Origin of the sequence: Streptomyces sp. NPDC051563 (genome assembly GCF_044454225.1) — a bacterium.
In the GTDB taxonomy this organism is placed as follows: domain Bacteria; phylum Actinomycetota; class Actinomycetes; order Streptomycetales; family Streptomycetaceae; genus Streptomyces.
Window position 1 is genome coordinate 44,389 of the sequence record NZ_JBITDL010000033.1, and the last position, 15,125, is coordinate 59,513.

Here is a 15,125-nt window from a genome sequence, read left to right on the forward strand (position 1 = left end):
GCCCCGCATGGAAGAGAGAGCACCGATGCCCAGATCCCTTCCCTGGTCCAGAGCCGCCAGGTCCGCCGGCACCGCCTCCGCCGGCCGCACCGCCTCCGGCGGCGCCCCCGCCGCCCGCCGCTCCCCCGCCCGCCGGTACGCGCTGCCCGTCGCCGCGCTGGCCGCCCTGGGCCTGGTCGCCGCCTGCGCCGGCCCGCCCAAGGGCGGCGGGAGCGGGAAGGACACGGCCTTCAAGCTGTCCGCCGGCACCCCCGCCGCCGCGGGTGAGATCGACTCGTTCACCTGGGCCGTGTACGCGGAACCGCCGACGCTGGACTACATATCGGCCTTCGACTACCCGGCGAACACGATCCTGTCGAACGTCTGCGAAAGCCTGATGCGGTGGACCCCGCAGCTCACCATGGCTCCGGGGCTGGCCGAGAAGGCCACCAACCCCAATGACCTGACCTGGGTCTACGACCTGCGCGCGGGCGTGCATTTCCACGACGGCGGCACGATGAGCGCCGACGACGTGGTCTACAGCCTGGGCCGTCAGATGGACCCGGCGAACGGGGCCGCCTGGAACAGCAACTTCTCCAACGTCGAGGCCGTCACCAAGACCGGCCCGCTCCAGGTGACCGTCAAGCTGAAGCAGCCCGACTCCCAGTTCCCCCAGTACATGGCGACCGCCGCCGGCGTCGTGGCCTCCAAGGCCGGGGTGGAGAAGGCGGGCGAGGACTACGGCACCACCGGCAGCCTGGACTGCACCGGCCCCTTCAAGCTCGGCACCTGGAACAAGGGCCAGTCCATCGAGCTCCAGCGCTTCGACGGCTACTGGGGCACCAAGGCCAAGTCCGCGAAGGCGGTCTTCACCTTCCTCACCGACGCCTCCGCCCGCACGAACGCCATGCTGAGCGGCGAGGCCGACGGCGGCTACCTGATCCCCACCGAGAGCTACGACCGGCTGCGCGCGAGCGGCGCCGGCACGCTCTACTTCGGCGAAGGACTCAGCACCGTCAACGTCAACGTGACCAGCATGAAGGGTGCGCTCGGCGACGTCCGCGTCCGCCGGGCCCTGTCCCTGGCCCTGGACCGCCGCGGCTTCGTCAAGGCGGGCCTGGGCGGGGCGGGCACCGTGACCAGCGCGCTCACCACCAAGGCGATCTGGGCCGGGGCGCCCGCCGCCGTCCGCGCGTCCGCCTTCGACACCCTGCCCTCCCCCGACCAGAACGTCGAGGCGGCCAAGCGGATGATCGAGGAGGCCGGCGCCACCGGCAAGACGCTGACCGTGGCCACGAGTTCGATCGGCCAGGACGTCTCGGTGCTGGCCACCGCGGTTCAGGACGCCGGCACCAAGATCGGCCTGAAGGTCCAGCTGAAGACCATCGCCCCCAACGCCTTCACCTCGCTGTTCACCGACCCCGCCGCGCGCGAGGGCATCGACATGTTCCCGGAGACGTACTACGACTCCATCACCGACCCGATGGACATGCTGAGCAACTTCCAGACCGGGGCCTACCAGAACTACGCCGGCTACAGCGACGAGGCCTACGACGCGCTGGCCGAGAAGGCCCGGGCCGAGTCCGATCCGGCCAAGCGGTTCTCCGCGGCCGCCGAGCTCCAGAAGAAGGCCTCCGACCAGGTCCTGTGGATCCCGGTCGCCGAATGGCCTACCGCGGTCTTCCTGAACAAGCGGATCACCGGCGCGCCCACCACCATCTCCTACCTCTACTACCCGTGGGCCGCGGACATCGGGGCGGCCGCGCGATGAACTTCCTGCGCTTCGCCGTACGGCGGCTGGCCGAAATGGCCGCCACCCTGCTCGGCGCCTCCTTCGTGATCTTCGGCGCGCTGTACCTGGCTCCGGGCAATCCGGCGAGCTTCCTCCTGGGCGGCCGCTCGGCCTCCCCGGAGGCACTGCAGGCGATCAACGAGCACTACCACCTGAACGACCCCTTCGCCGTGCGGTACCTGAACTGGCTCGGCCAGGTGGTCCAGGGCGACTTCGGCCGCTCGATCACCTACCGCACGGACGTGTCGCGGCTGCTCGCGGACCGGCTGCCCAACACCCTGATGCTGATGTCGATGGCGCTCGTCCTGGTCCTCGTGTTCGGACTGCTCCTGGGCTGGATCGGCGCCGTCCGCGGCGGGGCCGCCGACTCCGCGATCCTGGTGACGACCACCGTCGCCATCGGCACCCCGTCCTTCGTCGCGGCGGTCCTGCTGCAGGGCCTGTTCGCCGTGAAGCTGGGCTGGTTCCCCACCGGCGGGGCCGGCGAGGGGTTCGGGGGGATGCTCTGGCACCTGACCCTGCCCGCCGTCGCCCTGGCGCTCTACCTGATCGGCATGCTCGCCCGGGTCACCCGGGCCGCGATGCTCGAAGTCCTCGGCCAGGAGCACGTCACGGTCGCCCGCAGCCGGGGCGTGTCCGCGAGCCAGGTCATCCGGCGGCACGTCTTCCGCAACGCCCTGGGCACCGTGCTCACCACCGGCGGGCTCATCGTCTCCACCCTGCTGGTCTGCACCGTCCTGGTGGAGTCCGCGTTCAGCGTGGGCGGCATCGGCCAGCTCCTCGAACTCTCCACCACCACCAAGGACTTCCCCACCGTGCAGGCCATCTCCCTCATCATGGTCGCGCTGTTCATGACGGTGAACCTCGTCGTCGACCTGCTCCATCCGCTGGTCGATCCCCGGGTCACCCTCGGCTCAGCGAAGAAGGCCTCGTGAGCTCCGTCCTGGTGCGCCGGCCGGGCCTCGCCCGGCTCCGGACCTCCCGCGCCCCCCTCTCCCTGTTCTGTACGGGGTTCGTCACCCTCGTCGTCCTCCTCGCGGTGCTGGCCCCCTGGATCGCGCCCTACGATCCCAACGCGGTCGACCTGGCCAACGCCCTCGCGGGCCCCTCCGGCGATCACCTGCTCGGCGTCGACGCCTCCGGGCGCGACACCTTCTCCCGGCTGGTCCTCGGAGCCCGTACCTCGCTCCTCGGCCCGCTCGGCGTGGTCGTCTTCTCCACCGTGGCCGGCGTGGCGATCGGCACCGCCGCCGCCTGGCGGGGCGGCTGGCTGGACTCGGTCCTGTCGCGCAGCACCGAGCTGGTCTTCGCCTTCCCCGGCATGCTGCTGGCCATCCTGATCGTCTCGGTCTACGGCGAGGGCCTGCTCGCCCCCGTCATCGCCCTGGCCATCGCGTACCTGCCCTACGTCAGCCGGCTGACCCGCTCCCTCGTGCTCGCCGAGCGCGCCCGCCCGTACGTGGAGGCGTACCGCGTGCAGGGACACTCGGGGGCGCAGATCTGCCTGCGCCACGTGGTCCCCGCCGTCATGCCCGTCGTCCTCGCGCAGTCCGCGATCAACTTCGGCTACGCCCTGATGGACCTGGCGGGCCTCGCCTTCCTCGGGCTGGGCGTACCGGCCCTGACCCCCGACTGGGGCCGCATGGTCTTCGACGGCAACGCCGCCATCCAGGCCGGCTATCCGCTCTCCGCGATCGTGCCGTGCGCGGCCATCGTGCTGACCGTGGTCGCCTTCAACGTCGTCGGCGAAACCTGGGCCGACAAGGTAGCCGGGAGGTCCCGATGACCATGCCGACCACGCAGCCGGCGCCGACCGCGCCGCCCCTGCCGAACACCCTCGAGATCGAGGGCCTGCGACTGCACCTGCCGGGGGCCGTCCGGCCCGTCCTGGACGGGGTCGGGCTCACCGTGGGCGCCCGGGAGACCGTGGCCCTGGTCGGCGAGTCCGGCTCGGGCAAGAGCCTGACCTCGCGCAGCGTGCTGCGGCTGCTCCCCGAAGGGGCCCGTACCGAGGGCGAGGTACGGGTCGCCGGAGACGACGTGCTCACCATGTCACCGGGCCGGTTGCGCGTCCTGCGCACCAGCACGGCGGCCATGGTCTTCCAGGACCCCCGGGCGGCGGTCAATCCGATGCGCCGCGTCGGCGACTTCCTCACCGAGAGCCTGCGGCTGAACGCCAAGGCGAGCAAGGCGGTCGCCGAGGAGCGGGCGGTGGCCATGCTGGAGGCCGTCGGCCTCACCGCGGACGCCCTGCGCAAGTATCCCGGGCAGTTGTCCGGCGGCATGCTCCAGCGGGTGGTGATCGCCGCCGCGCTGATGGGCGACCCGGCCCTGATCCTCGCCGACGAACCCACCACGGCACTGGACGTCACCACCCAGGCCGAGGTGATCGGCCTCCTGGGCGATCTGCGCGAACGCTTCGGGACGGGGCTGCTGTTCGTCACCCACGACCTCGGCCTCGCCGCCGCGATCAGCGACCGGGTGTACGTGATGTACGCGGGCCGGATCGTGGAAACGGGCCCGGCCGCCGAGCTGTTCGCCCGGCCCCGCCACCCGTACACGGCGGCGCTGCTGGACTCCACCCCCCGCCTGGACGCGCCCCGCGGGCGGCTCGCCGCGATCGAGGGCCGGCCGCCGAGCCTGCGGGAGGAACTGACGGGATGCCCCTTCGCCGCGCGCTGCGTGCTCGCGACCGAGGTGTGCACCCGGGAGGCTCCGGCCCTGCTCCCGGTCGCCGGGCAGCCGCACCGGCTCTCCTCCTGCCACCACGGCGAGCTGATCGCCGGGCAGGAACGCGCACGGGAACAGGAACGGGCGGGAACGGAACGGAAGGAACTCCACCGATGACGACCGCTACCGGCACGAGCGCCGGCCCCCTCGCGGGCACGGCGAAGACCGTCCTGGAGGTCCTGGGCCTGCACCGGGCCTACGGGAGCGTCCGGGCCGTGGACGACGTGTCCTTCCGGCTGGCCGAGGGCGGCTCGCTGGGCATCGTCGGCGAATCCGGTTCGGGCAAGACGACCACGGCCCGCATCGTGGTGGGTCTGGAACGCGCGGACGAGGGCCGGGTGCTGATCCACGGCCGCGACCGCAGCGACGGGGCGCACGGCACGGCGCGCGGCAAGGCGGGCCGGCTCGCTCGGGCCCGCGAGGTCCAGATGGTCTTCCAGGACCCCTTCCTGTCCCTGGACCCGCGCACCACCGTGGGCGCGGCCCTGCGGGAGACCCTCGCCCTGCACTTCCCCGGCGCCGACCACGCCCGCCGGATCACCGAACTGCTCGACCAGGTCGGCCTCGGCTCCCGCGAGGCCGACGCACTGCCCCGGCAGCTGTCGGGAGGACAGCGCCAGCGCGTGGCGATCGCCCGTGCGCTGGCGGTGGAACCGGCCGTCCTCGTCCTCGACGAAGCGGTGGCCGCGCTGGACGTCTCGGTGCAGGCGCAGATCCTGAACCTGCTCTTCGACATCCGCGAACAGACCGGCATCGGCTACCTGTTCATCACCCATGACCTCGGCGTCGTGCGCTGCGTGACCGATGACGTGATCGTCATGCGGAGCGGCCGGATCGTCGAGTCGGGGCCGACCCAGCAGGTGCTCGCCGACCCCCAACACCCCTACACGCGCCTGCTCCTGGAGTCCGTACCCCGCCCGGGGTGGGATCCGCGGAGCATCGCCGCCGCGCGCCGCGCGCTGTAAGGGGGGCCGTGGGAGCGGCGGCTCCCACGGCCCGGCGGTTCCTCACCCATCCAGGCAGCACTGATCGGAGATCAGAGATGAACGAGCACATCGCAGGGAAGCTGGACAGACGAAGGTTCCTGGCCGCGGCCGGTCTCACGGCCGCGGGCGCCGCTCTGGGGTCGGTCGGCGGGCAGGCCTTCGCGGCCGGCCGGCCGGCGGCCGCGGCTGCCGGGGCATTCGCCGTACCGTGCGAGACCGTCCGGCACACCCGGACCTGGATGGCGTGGCCCGACCGGACCTCCATCTGGGGCAACCAGCTCTCGGGGGTGCAGGCGAACATCGCGCTCATCGCCAAGACCATCGCGAAGTACGAACCGGTCGTGATGCTCGCCAATCCCGCGAGCCTCTCCAAGGCGAAGAGCGCGTGCGGGACCTCGGTCACCGTGATCAGCTCGATCCCCGTCGACGACTGCTGGATCCGTGACAGCGGCCCGGTGTTCCGCACCAACGGGGCGGGCGGGATCGACGCGTTCGGCACCAACTTCAACGGCTGGGGCAACAAGCAGAGCCACGCCAAGGACGCCCTGGTGGCAAGCCGCGTCGCCGCCTACGCCGGGGTGGCGTTCAGCACCGCCTCGTACGTCGGGGAGGGCGGCTCGGTGGAGACGGACGGCGCCGGCACGCTCATGGCCACCCGCAGTTCCCTCATCAACTCCAACCGCAACCCCAACACGAGCCAGGCGCAGCTGGAGGCGTCCCTGTGCGCCGCCTACGGCGCCTCCAAGGTGATCTGGTTCAAGGGGATAACCGGCCAGGACATCACCGACGACCACGTCGACGCCACGTCCCGGTTCCTCGAACCGGGCCGGGGGCTGGTCCAGTTGCCGCTCGCGAGCGACAACGACGTCTGGGCCAAGGACGCGCGCGATCAGTTCCAGATCCTGTCCACCTCCACCAGCGCCCAGGGCAGCCCGATCGCGGTCACCAAGCTCCAGGGCCCCGACTACGACAAGATCCGCTCCACGAACCCCGACTTCGTGGGCTCGTACGCCAACTACTACGTGTGCAACGGTGCGGTGATCTCCTCGCAGTTCGGCGACACCCGCGCCGACGCCGCGGCCAAGGCCACCCTCCAGCAGCTCTTCCCCGGCCGGGTCGTGGTCCAGCTGAACATCGACAGCCTGGGCGGCGGCGGTGGCGGCATCCACTGCGTGACCCAGCAGCAGCCGGTCGCGTAACCGCTCCCTCCACAGGTCCGGCCCCCCGCTGTCCGCGGGGGGCCGGATCGTTTCACGGGCCGCGCCGCGGGGGCGCCACGGCTCTGCCTCCTAGGGAGCGACGTCGTCCCAGGCCATCGCGCTCATCCGCCAGCCGTCGGGGGTCCGGACGTACTGGGTGGTCTTGTGGCCGGTGCCCTCGAACCACGTGCCGTCGAGGTAACCGGACTTGCGGTACTGGCTGAACCGGTGTGCGATCGAACCGAAGACCTCGGTCCGTTCGGCGACCTCCCACTCGCGGAACTCCGTCAGCGTGCCGTCGGTGAGGATCTTCAGCCGCGGCTCGATGAACCCGTCGAGGTCGTAGATCACCGGGTCGCCCCCGATGTTCTTGATGATCATCCCCTGGGGGATGAACACCTCGCGGACGGCGTCCAGATCCGGCCGCCCGCCGTCGGCGTTGGTGAAGGCGCCGAGGAAGATGCTCATCAACCGGTCCAGCTCGGCCTTGACTTCGGACACGCATTCCCTCCCGAGGGCGAAGATTCCCGGCCGATCTTCGCCTACCGCCCGGCGCGAGGGCAATGGCCCGCGGAGCGCTGAGCGCTCGGCCGGGCGGGTCCGGGTACGACGAAAGAGCCGGTCAAAGCGACGTGATGTCACTTTGACCGGCTCTGTCCTGCCTTGCGGCCTTTGTGTCCGAGGGGGGACTTGAACCCCCACGCCCGATAAAGGGCACTAGCACCTCAAGCTAGCGCGTCTGCCATTCCGCCACCCGGACCAGGTGGTCGGCCCCGGTTTCCCGCGGCGACATGGACAACAATAGCAAAGGTTCGGCGGGGTTCCGACCAGGTATTTCACCCGGGCCGGGTCCGACGCGCCGCGCTGACCTGCGGGCATGTCCGGGGGCGGGTGCACCGGCCGGGCGAGACGCGGTGTCTCGCCCGGCTGGGACGCGCGGTGCGCGCGCTCTCCGCGGCGCAGGGGCTCCCGGATGCTGGTACCGGCTGGACACGGGCGGGCCGGGGCGATCGGATGGGCGCCGCACGTTCGAGTCCTGGGGGGAATCGCATATGGAATCCGAGCACCGCGTCAGCACGCTGGAGCTCTTCTTCGACCTCGTCTTCGTCTTCACCATCACCCAGCTGACGGTGCTGCTCGCGGACGACCTCACCCTCCGCGGTGCGGGACGGGTGCTGCTGATCTTCACGGTGCTGTTCTGGATGTACGGCGGCTACGCCTACCTGACCAACCAGGTACCGCCCGACCGGCCCGTGCGCCGCTTGCTGATCCTGCTCGCCATGGGGGCGTTCCTGGTGTGCGCCCTGGCCGTGCCGACGGCCTTCGGCGACGGCGGGGTCGCCTTCGGGCTCGGCTACCTGGTCGTCGTGATCATGCACAGCGCCCTGTACAGCCAGGCCCACGGGCGCGGGGTGCTGTGGTTCGCGCTGCCGAACGCGCTGTCGGCGCTGTCGGTGACGGCCGCCGGGCTGTTCGACGGGGCGCAGGCCCTGGGCCTGTGGGGCCTGGCGCTGCTGTTCCAGTTCGTCACGCCCGCCATCTCGCGGCGGGCGGCGGCCTCCGGAGCCGACGCCGCCGAGGGGACGACCATCGAGGAGCAGCTCGGCGGGATCGGCGCCGCGCACTTCGTCGAACGGCACGGGCTGCTGCTGATCATCGTGTTCGGCGAGTCGATCATCGCGGTCGGCATCGGTGTGGGCTCGCTCCCGCCGACCTTCGGGATCGTCGTCGGCGCGTTCCTGACGCTGGCCGTCGGGGCGACGCTGTGGTGGATGTACTTCGTGCGCGACGAGGGCCGCGCGGAGCACGTCTTCGCGAGCTGCCCTCCGGACCGGCGTTTCAAGCTGGCGCTGCGCGCGTACTACTACTGCTTCATCCCCATGCTGCTGGGCATCGCCGCCTTCTCGGCGGGCGTGAAGAAGAGCATCGGGCACCTGGGCGAGCAGCTTCCGGCCGGGCCCGCCCTCGCGCTCGCGGGCGGGGTGGCCTGCTATCTGGCCGGGGACGTCGCCTTCCGGCTGGTGCTGGGGATCCGGCCGGTACGGTTCCGGGCGCTCGCGGTGGTGCCCGTACTGGCGACCGCCGCGGCGGGCCTGCGGATCGGCGCGGTCTGGCAGCTGACCGCGCTGGTGGTGGTGCTCGTGGCCGCGCTGGCGGCGGAGTCCCGCAGCGCGGGGGCCGGTGCGGCCCCGGCCGGGTCCGGGCCCGCGGGCGGGCCGGCGGCCACATCCGCGGACGAGCCCGCGGCCCGGCCCGTGACGGGCACCGCCGCGGGCTCCGGGCCGGGGGTTACGGGCAGCTGATGACCTGGCCGGCGTAGGAGAGGTTGCCGCCGAAGCCGAAGAGGAGGACGGGCGCGCCCGAGGGGATCTCGCCGCGCTCGACCAGCTTGGACAGGGCCATCGGGATCGAGGCGGCCGAGGTGTTGCCGGAGTCGACGACATCGCGGGCGACGACGGCGTTGACGGCGCCGATCTTCGCGGCGAGCGGCTCGATGATCCGCAGGTTCGCCTGGTGGAGGACGACCGCGGCCAGGTCCTCGGGGGTGATCCCGGTCTTCTCGCAGACCTTGCGTGCGAGCGGGGGGAGCTGGCTGGTGGTCCAGCGGTAGACGGACTGGCCCTCCTGGGCGAAGACCGGCGGCGTTCCCTCGATGCGGACCGCGTTGCCCATCGAGGGCACCGAGCCCCACAGGACGGGGCCGATGCCGGGCTCCTCGCAGGCCTCGACCACGGCCGCGCCGGCGCCGTCGCCGGTCAGGACGCAGGTGGTGCGGTCGCTCCAGTCGGTGATCTCGGTCATCTTGTCCGCCCCGATGACCAGGGCCCGGGTGGCGGCGCCGGCCCGGATGGCGTGGTCCGCGGTGGCCAGGGCGTGGGTGAAGCCCGAGCAGACGACGTTGATGTCCATCACGGCGGGGCTGGAGCCCATGCCGAGCTTGGCCGCGACGCGGGCGGCCATGTTGGGGGAACGGTCGATCGCGGTGGAGGTGGCGACGAGGACGAGGTCGATGTCGTCCGGGGTCAGACCGGCACTCGCGAGCGCCTTGCCCGCGGCCTGGTAGGCCAGCTCGTCGACCGGCTCGTCGGGTCCGGCCATGTGCCGGGTCTTGATCCCGACGCGGGAGCGGATCCACTCGTCGTTGGTGTCCACCATGGCGGCGAGGTCCTCATTGGTGAGCACCTTCGAAGGCTGGTAGTGCCCTAGCGCCACCACGCGTGAACCGGTCATGGGCGGGGTCCCCCCTTGTAAGGCAGTCAGGATGTACCAGCTTTGCCTGCTACTGATGGGTACAAGGGCGCGTGACCCGACAGGATTCAGTGCCCGGAATTTGGAGCTTCCCGAGGGTCTTCCAGCCGGGGAGGGGCGCGGAAGCGGATCCGGGAGAATGGGTCCTCCAGGAGTTCGACGAGGACAGAACAGGTGGACTGATCACATGGGACGGGTCACCGAACGCCGTCGCGTCGTCCGGATCCGGAATGGCGTGGCGGGGGCCCGGGCGGACACCCTGGTGGCCGAAGAGCCGCTGGAGATACGGCTGAACGGCAAGCCGCTGGCCATCACGATGCGCACGCCCGGTGACGATTTCGCGCTGGCCGTGGGCTTCCTCGCCAGCGAGGGCGTGCTCGCCTCGGCTGCGGACGTCCGGGCCGTGACCTACTGCGAGGGCGCCGCCGAGGACGGAACGAACACCTACAACGTGGTGAACGTCCAGCTCGCCGCCGGAGTTCCGGTGCCCGACATCACGCTGGAGCGGAACGTCTACACCACCTCCTCCTGCGGCCTGTGCGGGAAGGCCAGTCTGGACGCGGTGCGCACCGCGACCCGCTTCCCGGGGCTCGCCGCGGATCCCGTACGGGTGAGCGCGCGGCTCCTCGGGGAGCTGCCGGACCGGCTGCGCGCGGAGCAGAAGGTCTTCGACCGCACGGGCGCCCTGCACGGCGCCGGGCTGTTCTCGGCGGGGGGCGAGCTGATCGACGTACGGGAGGACGTCGGCCGGCACAACGCGGTGGACAAGATCGTCGGGCGGGCGCTGCAGGCCGGGCGGCTGCCGCTGGCGGGCTCGGTCCTGCTGGTGTCCGGGCGGGCCTCCTTCGAGCTGGCGCAGAAGGCCGTGATGGCCGGCATCCCCGTGCTGGCGGCCGTATCCGCCCCGTCCTCGCTCGCGGTGGACCTCGCGCTGGAGTCGGGGCTGACGCTGGTCGGCTTCCTGCGGGGCGGGGACATGAACATCTACGCGGGCGAGGAGCGGATCGACCTGACGGCGTGAGCCGCGGGCGGGGGCGGGGACGGGGTCTGCCCCCGCCCGGCCCGCCCCTGCCCGGCCCGCCCCTGCCCGTGCGGGCTACTTGTCGGCCAGGCGGCCCGCGCCGGTGTGCTCGGTGCCCACCGGGGCCTCGACGGTCTGGCTGTGGGGGTTGTCCTTGGAGGCGGGCTCGATCTTCTTCGCGGCCACGTGCGGGGTGCCCTTCGGGGCGTCGATCGTGTGGCTGTAGGAGGATCCGCTGCCGTCGGCGGCGCCGTTGCCGCCGTTGTCCGCGGCGTTGGCGGCTCCGCCGAGGGCGAGGGTCGCGAGCAGGGCGGCGGCGGAGGCGGCGGCGATGCGCTTGTTGAGCTTCATGAGGGGCTCCCTGGTGGTTCGAGTGTCTCGGGGTTTCTTGCTGACACCCAGAACCTAGAAGAACCGGACATTTCCTCGCTCTAACGCCTTCCGCCCCCGCACCCCCCGCCTCCTTACGGCGCCCCGATCAGCGCTTGCGGCGGCTGCGGCGGGAGGCGGGCTCGGCCGGCTTCGGCTCCGGGGGATCGATGCGGTGGAGGTCGAGGGTCGCCGGGAGCGGGGTCGCTCCGGGGCCGCCCGCCTCGGCCCAGGCGATGATCTCGTCGGTGGCCGTGTCGTCCAGGGCCCAGCCGAACCACACCGCACGGGCGCCCCGGCGCCGGGCTTCGGTGGTGGGCTGGACCACGATGACGTTGGCCTGGGCGCAGGGCCCGAGGCAGTCGGTCGTACGGACGGCCAGGCGCCCGTCGGAGGCCGCCGCGGCCTCGGTCAGCCGGGCCAGCTGTCCCGCGTGGTCGGTGCCGGGGTTCTTGCGGGGGTCGCCGCAGCAGCAGCCCCGGCAGACCACCAGGGTGCAGGGGCGCGGGGCATGGGCGGAGAGCGGGCGTATCCAGGTCACCGCCGCACGTTACCGGGCCTGCGGGACCGGGTGTTGAGGGGTGCGCGAGACCTCCGCCACATGCTCTGCGGCGCGTTCGGGCCGCTCCGGGGCCTGCTGCGGGGCCTGCGGGGCCTGCGGGTCGCGGGCGCGGCGGCGGGCCAGGACCGCGCAGACCATCAGCTGCATCTGGTGGAAGAGCATCAGCGGCAGCACGGCGAGGCTGGCCTGCGCCCCGAACAGCACGCTGGCCATGGGGAGTCCGGCGGCCAGGCTCTTCTTCGACCCCGCGAACTGGATGGCGATCCGGTCCTCGCGGGGGAATCCGAGGCGCTTGGCCCCGTACCAGGTGGCCGCCAGCATCACCGCGAGGATGACCGCTTCCACGGCCATCAGCCCGCCGAGGCGCGGGAGGCTGACCTGGTGCCAGATCCCGGCGACCATGCCCGCGCTGAAGGCGGTGTAGACGACGAGCAGGATCGAGCCGCGGTCCACGTAGCCGAGGACCTTCTTGTTGCGGACGAGGAAGCCGCCGACCCAGCGGCGCAGGGCCTGGCCGAGGAGGAAGGGCAGGAGCAGCTGGAGGACGATCTTCACCAGCGAGTCGAGGGAGAAGCCGCCCGCGCTGCCGCCGAGCAGGCCGGCCGCGAGGAGGGGGGTCAGGAAGATGCCGATGAGGCTGGAGAAGGAGCCCGCGCAGATCGCGGCGGGGACGTTGCCGCGGGCGATCGAGGTGAAGGCGATGGAGGACTGGATGGTCGAGGGGACCAGGCAGAGGAAGAGCAGGCCGCTGTAGAGGGGCGGTGTGAGCACGCCGGGGACCAGTGCGTGCGCGGCGAGTCCCAGGAGGGGGAAGAGGAGGAAGGTGGAGGCGAGCACGGTGAGGTGGAGCCGCCAGTGCCGCATGCCGTCGAGGGCCTCGCGGGTGGAGAGCCGGGCGCCGTAGAGGAAGAACAGCAGGGCCACCGCCGCGGTGGAGGCGGCCTCGGCCACGGAGGCGGCCGCGCCGCGGGCGGGCAGCAGGGCGGCGAGGCCGACGGTGGCGAGCAGACCCATGATGAACGGGTCCACGGGGAGCCAGGCGGGGAGGTACGGGCGGCGCATGGGGATGCTCACTTGTTGAGGTCGGCGGGAGGGCGGTCCGGGGCGGACTCCTCTCCATTTTCGGGGGCGGGACGGTGATCGGGAATCCCGTACACCGCTCTCACTGTCATCGTGAATCGTGATGACAGCGACTAGGATGGGGCGCGTGTACGACCCCGTTCAGCTGCGCACCTTCCTGACCGTCGCCCAGACCCTGAGCTTCACGCAGGCCGCCGCCCGGCTCGGCGTCCGCCAGTCCACCGTCAGCCAGCACGTGCGCCGGCTGGAGGAGGCCACGGGCCGGCCCCTCTTCCTGCGCGATACGCACAGCGTGGAACTCACCGAGGACGGTGAGGCGCTGCTCGGTTTCGCCCGCTCGATCCTGGAGGCGCACGAGCGCGCCGCCGCCTTCTTCTCGGGGACACGGATCCGAGGCCGGCTGCGCTTCGGCGCCTCGGAGGACTTCGTGCTGACCCGGCTGCCGGAGATCCTGGAGGCCTTCCGGCACGAACACCCCGAGGTGGAGCTGGAGCTGTCCGTGGAGCTGTCGGGGACCCTGCACGAACGGCTGGACGCGGGGCGCCTGGACCTCGTGCTCGCCAAGCGGCGCGGGGACGGCGACGAGCGGGGCCGGCTGGTGTGGCGGGACCGGATGGTGTGGATCGGAGCGGAGGGCCTGCGGGTGGACCCGGACCGGCCGGTTCCGCTGATCGTCTTCCCGCCGCCGGGCATCACCCGGGCGCGGGCGCTGGACGTGTTGCAGGCGGACGGGCGGCCGTGGCGGATCGCCTGCACCAGCGGCAGCCTGAGCGGCCTGATCGCGGCGGCCCGGGCGGGGCTGGGCGTGATGGCCCACACCCGCGGGCTGATCCCGCCGGGCCTGGTCCGCGTGAGCGGCCTCCCGGACCTCGGTCCGGTCGAGTTCGCCCTCGTGCGGGGCCCCCGCGGCTCCGCCGCCGCGGAGGCCCTGGCCGGAGCGATCCTGTCGGGCGCGGACCGGCTCACGCGGGCGGTGTAGCGAGGACCCCCCGGGCGCGCCACACCCCCACGGGCAGCGGCGCGCCCGGCCTGCCCCCACACCACCGCAAACCCCGCCGCCCGCGCGACGCCCCGGCCCTGCGGGGCGAAGTCCGGTCCTCGCCTCGGCGGCGTTCCTCACCCCGCCCGGGATTCCCGCGGCCGTCACGCCGCCGGGGCGGCCCCTCGGGGGCGCCGCGCCCACCGCGGCGAGCGTCGTGGACGGCCTGGGGCGGCTGGCGGAGGCGGGGCTCGGTGTCTGCACGCTGTGGCTGCCCGTCGCGGCCGGGCACCTCGGCGAGGCGATGGAGTGGATCGCGGCCGAGGTCGCCCCTCAACTCTCCTGACCTGGGGACTCGAACGCCCGGCGGTCCGGATGTGCCGCCGTTCGGGGCGGCGTGCGCTTAGGGTCTCCGTACGCCAACCAGTCTTGGTGCGGCGGGAGTTCGTACGGAACGAACAGAACGAGCAGGGGGACGTACATGAAGATCGCGGTGCTGGGGACGGGCGAGGTCGGGCAGCGGCTGGCGGGGAAGCTGGTTGAGGTCGGGCACGAGGTGACGATGGGGTCCCGTACGGCGGACAACGCCGATGCCGCCGCGTGGGCCGCCCTGACGGGCGGGGGCCACGGAACCTTCGCCGATGCCGCCGCCCGCGCCGAGCTCGTCGTCAACGCGACCGGCGGGCTGGTCTCGCTCGCGGTGCTGGAGGCCGCCGGAGCCGGCAACCTCCGCGGGAAGACCGTCGTGGACGTCTCCAACGCGCTGGACTTCTCGGAGGGGTTCCCGCCCAAGGTGGTCACCCCGGACGGGCACAGCATCGCCGAACAGCTCCAGAAGGCGTTCCCCGAGGCGCGGATCGTGAAGACGCTCAACACCATGAACAACGCGGTGATGGTCGAGCCGAGCCGGGTGCCGGGCCACCACACCGTGTTCGTGAGCGGCGACGACGCCGACGCGAAGGCCGAGACCACCGTGCTCCTGCGTTCCTTCGGCTGGGCGCCCGGCCAGATCACCGATCTCGGCGACCTGTCGAGCGCCCGCGCCACCGAGGCGCTGATGGCGCTCTGGCTGCGCCTGTACGGGGTGCTCGGCCCGGTGGACTTCAACCTTTCCGTGGTCACGGCCTAGGCCGGGTCCCGGACGGCCCGCTGGGGAGGTCTTGTGGAGGTCTTCCTTCC

General features: G+C 72.3%; 16 protein-coding genes and 1 tRNA gene. 11 read left to right on the plus strand and 6 right to left on the minus strand.

Translation table 11 applies throughout. The features are described 5' to 3' along the window. Nucleotides 1-25: 25 nt before the first annotated feature. The 6 genes from ACIA8F_RS31595 (at nucleotide 26) to ACIA8F_RS31620 (ending at nucleotide 6,686) form a co-directional block, all read left to right on the plus strand. Complete coding sequence (locus ACIA8F_RS31595) at nucleotides 26-1,750, plus strand: ABC transporter substrate-binding protein (protein WP_399383926.1); 1,725 nt, start codon at nucleotides 26-28, stop codon at nucleotides 1,748-1,750. Beyond that, entirely contained in the window at nucleotides 1,747-2,706 is a 960-nt protein-coding gene (locus tag ACIA8F_RS31600) for an ABC transporter permease (protein WP_399383928.1), read from the plus strand. The genes ACIA8F_RS31595 and ACIA8F_RS31600 overlap by 4 nt, the downstream gene beginning before the upstream one ends. After that, nucleotides 2,703-3,557 (plus strand): ABC transporter permease, encoded by an 855-nt coding sequence (locus ACIA8F_RS31605; RefSeq protein ID WP_399383930.1) that lies wholly within the window; start codon nucleotides 2,703-2,705, stop codon nucleotides 3,555-3,557. Before ACIA8F_RS31600 ends, ACIA8F_RS31605 begins: the two co-directional genes overlap by 4 nt. Then, nucleotides 3,554-4,618, plus strand: a complete 1,065-nt coding sequence (locus ACIA8F_RS31610; protein WP_399383932.1) for an ABC transporter ATP-binding protein — start codon at nucleotides 3,554-3,556, stop codon at nucleotides 4,616-4,618. The genes ACIA8F_RS31605 and ACIA8F_RS31610 overlap by 4 nt, the downstream gene beginning before the upstream one ends. After that, on the plus strand, nucleotides 4,615-5,466 hold the full coding sequence (locus ACIA8F_RS31615; RefSeq protein WP_399383934.1) for an ABC transporter ATP-binding protein: 852 nt from the start codon (nucleotides 4,615-4,617) through the stop codon (nucleotides 5,464-5,466). The genes ACIA8F_RS31610 and ACIA8F_RS31615 overlap by 4 nt, the downstream gene beginning before the upstream one ends. A 77-nt stretch (nucleotides 5,467-5,543) precedes the next feature. Then, nucleotides 5,544-6,686, plus strand: a complete 1,143-nt coding sequence (locus ACIA8F_RS31620; RefSeq protein WP_399383936.1) for an agmatine/peptidylarginine deiminase — start codon at nucleotides 5,544-5,546, stop codon at nucleotides 6,684-6,686. Nucleotides 6,687-6,776: 90 nt separating this feature from the next. Here ACIA8F_RS31620 and ACIA8F_RS31625 read toward each other — a convergent pair whose 3' ends face one another. Both ACIA8F_RS31625 and ACIA8F_RS31630 read right to left on the minus strand, forming a co-directional pair. Continuing rightward, complete coding sequence (locus ACIA8F_RS31625; RefSeq protein WP_399383938.1) at nucleotides 6,777-7,187, minus strand: DUF4440 domain-containing protein; 411 nt, start codon at nucleotides 7,185-7,187, stop codon at nucleotides 6,777-6,779. A gap of 174 nt (nucleotides 7,188-7,361) precedes the next feature. Next, a tRNA-Leu gene (locus ACIA8F_RS31630) sits at nucleotides 7,362-7,446 on the minus strand. Nucleotides 7,447-7,738: 292 nt separating this feature from the next. On the opposite strand from ACIA8F_RS31630, the gene ACIA8F_RS31635 reads away from it, so the two are divergent. Then, nucleotides 7,739-8,989: a low temperature requirement protein A gene (locus ACIA8F_RS31635; protein ID WP_399383939.1), complete on the plus strand. Its 1,251-nt coding sequence runs from the start codon at nucleotides 7,739-7,741 to the stop codon at nucleotides 8,987-8,989. On the opposite strand, the gene ACIA8F_RS31640 is transcribed toward ACIA8F_RS31635, so the two are convergent. Continuing rightward, nucleotides 8,976-9,917, minus strand: coding sequence for a beta-ketoacyl-ACP synthase III (locus tag ACIA8F_RS31640; protein ID WP_399383941.1), 942 nt, complete (start codon nucleotides 9,915-9,917; stop codon nucleotides 8,976-8,978). The two genes, ACIA8F_RS31635 and ACIA8F_RS31640, sit on opposite strands and share 14 nt — an antisense overlap. A 205-nt stretch (nucleotides 9,918-10,122) precedes the next feature. Here ACIA8F_RS31640 and fdhD point away from each other — a divergent pair, with 205 nt between their 5' ends. Next, nucleotides 10,123-10,956 carry a formate dehydrogenase accessory sulfurtransferase FdhD gene (fdhD, locus tag ACIA8F_RS31645; RefSeq protein ID WP_399383943.1) on the plus strand — a complete coding sequence of 278 codons (834 nt, stop codon included), beginning with the start codon at nucleotides 10,123-10,125 and terminating at the stop codon, nucleotides 10,954-10,956. A 75-nt stretch (nucleotides 10,957-11,031) separates the two neighbouring features. Here the strand turns inward: fdhD and ACIA8F_RS31650 are convergent, their stop codons facing one another. From ACIA8F_RS31650 to ACIA8F_RS31660, 3 genes are all read right to left on the minus strand, one after another. Further along, entirely contained in the window at nucleotides 11,032-11,307 is a 276-nt protein-coding gene (locus tag ACIA8F_RS31650; protein WP_399383945.1) for a hypothetical protein, read from the minus strand. 127 nt (nucleotides 11,308-11,434) lie between these two features. Then, nucleotides 11,435-11,866 carry a (2Fe-2S) ferredoxin domain-containing protein gene (locus ACIA8F_RS31655; protein ID WP_399383947.1) on the minus strand — a complete coding sequence of 144 codons (432 nt, stop codon included), beginning with the start codon at nucleotides 11,864-11,866 and terminating at the stop codon, nucleotides 11,435-11,437. 9 nt (nucleotides 11,867-11,875) lie between these two features. Further along, complete coding sequence (locus tag ACIA8F_RS31660) at nucleotides 11,876-12,949, minus strand: bile acid:sodium symporter family protein (RefSeq protein WP_399384023.1); 1,074 nt, start codon at nucleotides 12,947-12,949, stop codon at nucleotides 11,876-11,878. A 145-nt stretch (nucleotides 12,950-13,094) separates the two neighbouring features. Here ACIA8F_RS31660 and ACIA8F_RS31665 point away from each other — a divergent pair, with 145 nt between their 5' ends. From ACIA8F_RS31665 to ACIA8F_RS31675, 3 genes are all read left to right on the plus strand, one after another. Then, on the plus strand, nucleotides 13,095-13,946 hold the full coding sequence (locus tag ACIA8F_RS31665) for a LysR substrate-binding domain-containing protein (protein WP_399383949.1): 852 nt from the start codon (nucleotides 13,095-13,097) through the stop codon (nucleotides 13,944-13,946). A gap of 217 nt (nucleotides 13,947-14,163) precedes the next feature. Further along, nucleotides 14,164-14,292: a hypothetical protein gene (locus ACIA8F_RS31670; protein ID WP_399383951.1), complete on the plus strand. Its 129-nt coding sequence runs from the start codon at nucleotides 14,164-14,166 to the stop codon at nucleotides 14,290-14,292. A 135-nt stretch (nucleotides 14,293-14,427) separates the two neighbouring features. Next, nucleotides 14,428-15,075, plus strand: coding sequence for an NADPH-dependent F420 reductase (locus ACIA8F_RS31675; RefSeq protein WP_399383953.1), 648 nt, complete (start codon nucleotides 14,428-14,430; stop codon nucleotides 15,073-15,075). Nucleotides 15,076-15,125 lie beyond the last annotated feature (50 nt).

What these genes read in the sequence shown, in the direction of transcription:
- ACIA8F_RS31600 (WP_399383928.1), top strand. Translation starts at nt 1,747, where the DNA reads ATGAACTTCCTGCGCTTCGCCGTACGGCGGCTGGCCGAAATGGCCGCC.
- ACIA8F_RS31650 (WP_399383945.1), bottom strand. Translation starts at nt 11,307, where the DNA reads ATGAAGCTCAACAAGCGCATCGCCGCCGCCTCCGCCGCCGCCCTGCTC.
- ACIA8F_RS31610 (WP_399383932.1), top strand. Translation starts at nt 3,554, where the DNA reads ATGACCATGCCGACCACGCAGCCGGCGCCGACCGCGCCGCCCCTGCCG.
- ACIA8F_RS31640 (WP_399383941.1), bottom strand. Translation starts at nt 9,917, where the DNA reads ATGACCGGTTCACGCGTGGTGGCGCTAGGGCACTACCAGCCTTCGAAG.
- ACIA8F_RS31615 (WP_399383934.1), top strand. Translation starts at nt 4,615, where the DNA reads ATGACGACCGCTACCGGCACGAGCGCCGGCCCCCTCGCGGGCACGGCG.
- ACIA8F_RS31595 (WP_399383926.1), top strand. Translation starts at nt 26, where the DNA reads ATGCCCAGATCCCTTCCCTGGTCCAGAGCCGCCAGGTCCGCCGGCACC.
- ACIA8F_RS31635 (WP_399383939.1), top strand. Translation starts at nt 7,739, where the DNA reads ATGGAATCCGAGCACCGCGTCAGCACGCTGGAGCTCTTCTTCGACCTC.
- fdhD (WP_399383943.1), top strand. Translation starts at nt 10,123, where the DNA reads ATGGGACGGGTCACCGAACGCCGTCGCGTCGTCCGGATCCGGAATGGC.
- ACIA8F_RS31660 (WP_399384023.1), bottom strand. Translation starts at nt 12,949, where the DNA reads ATGCGCCGCCCGTACCTCCCCGCCTGGCTCCCCGTGGACCCGTTCATC.
- ACIA8F_RS31675 (WP_399383953.1), top strand. Translation starts at nt 14,428, where the DNA reads ATGAAGATCGCGGTGCTGGGGACGGGCGAGGTCGGGCAGCGGCTGGCG.
- ACIA8F_RS31620 (WP_399383936.1), top strand. Translation starts at nt 5,544, where the DNA reads ATGAACGAGCACATCGCAGGGAAGCTGGACAGACGAAGGTTCCTGGCC.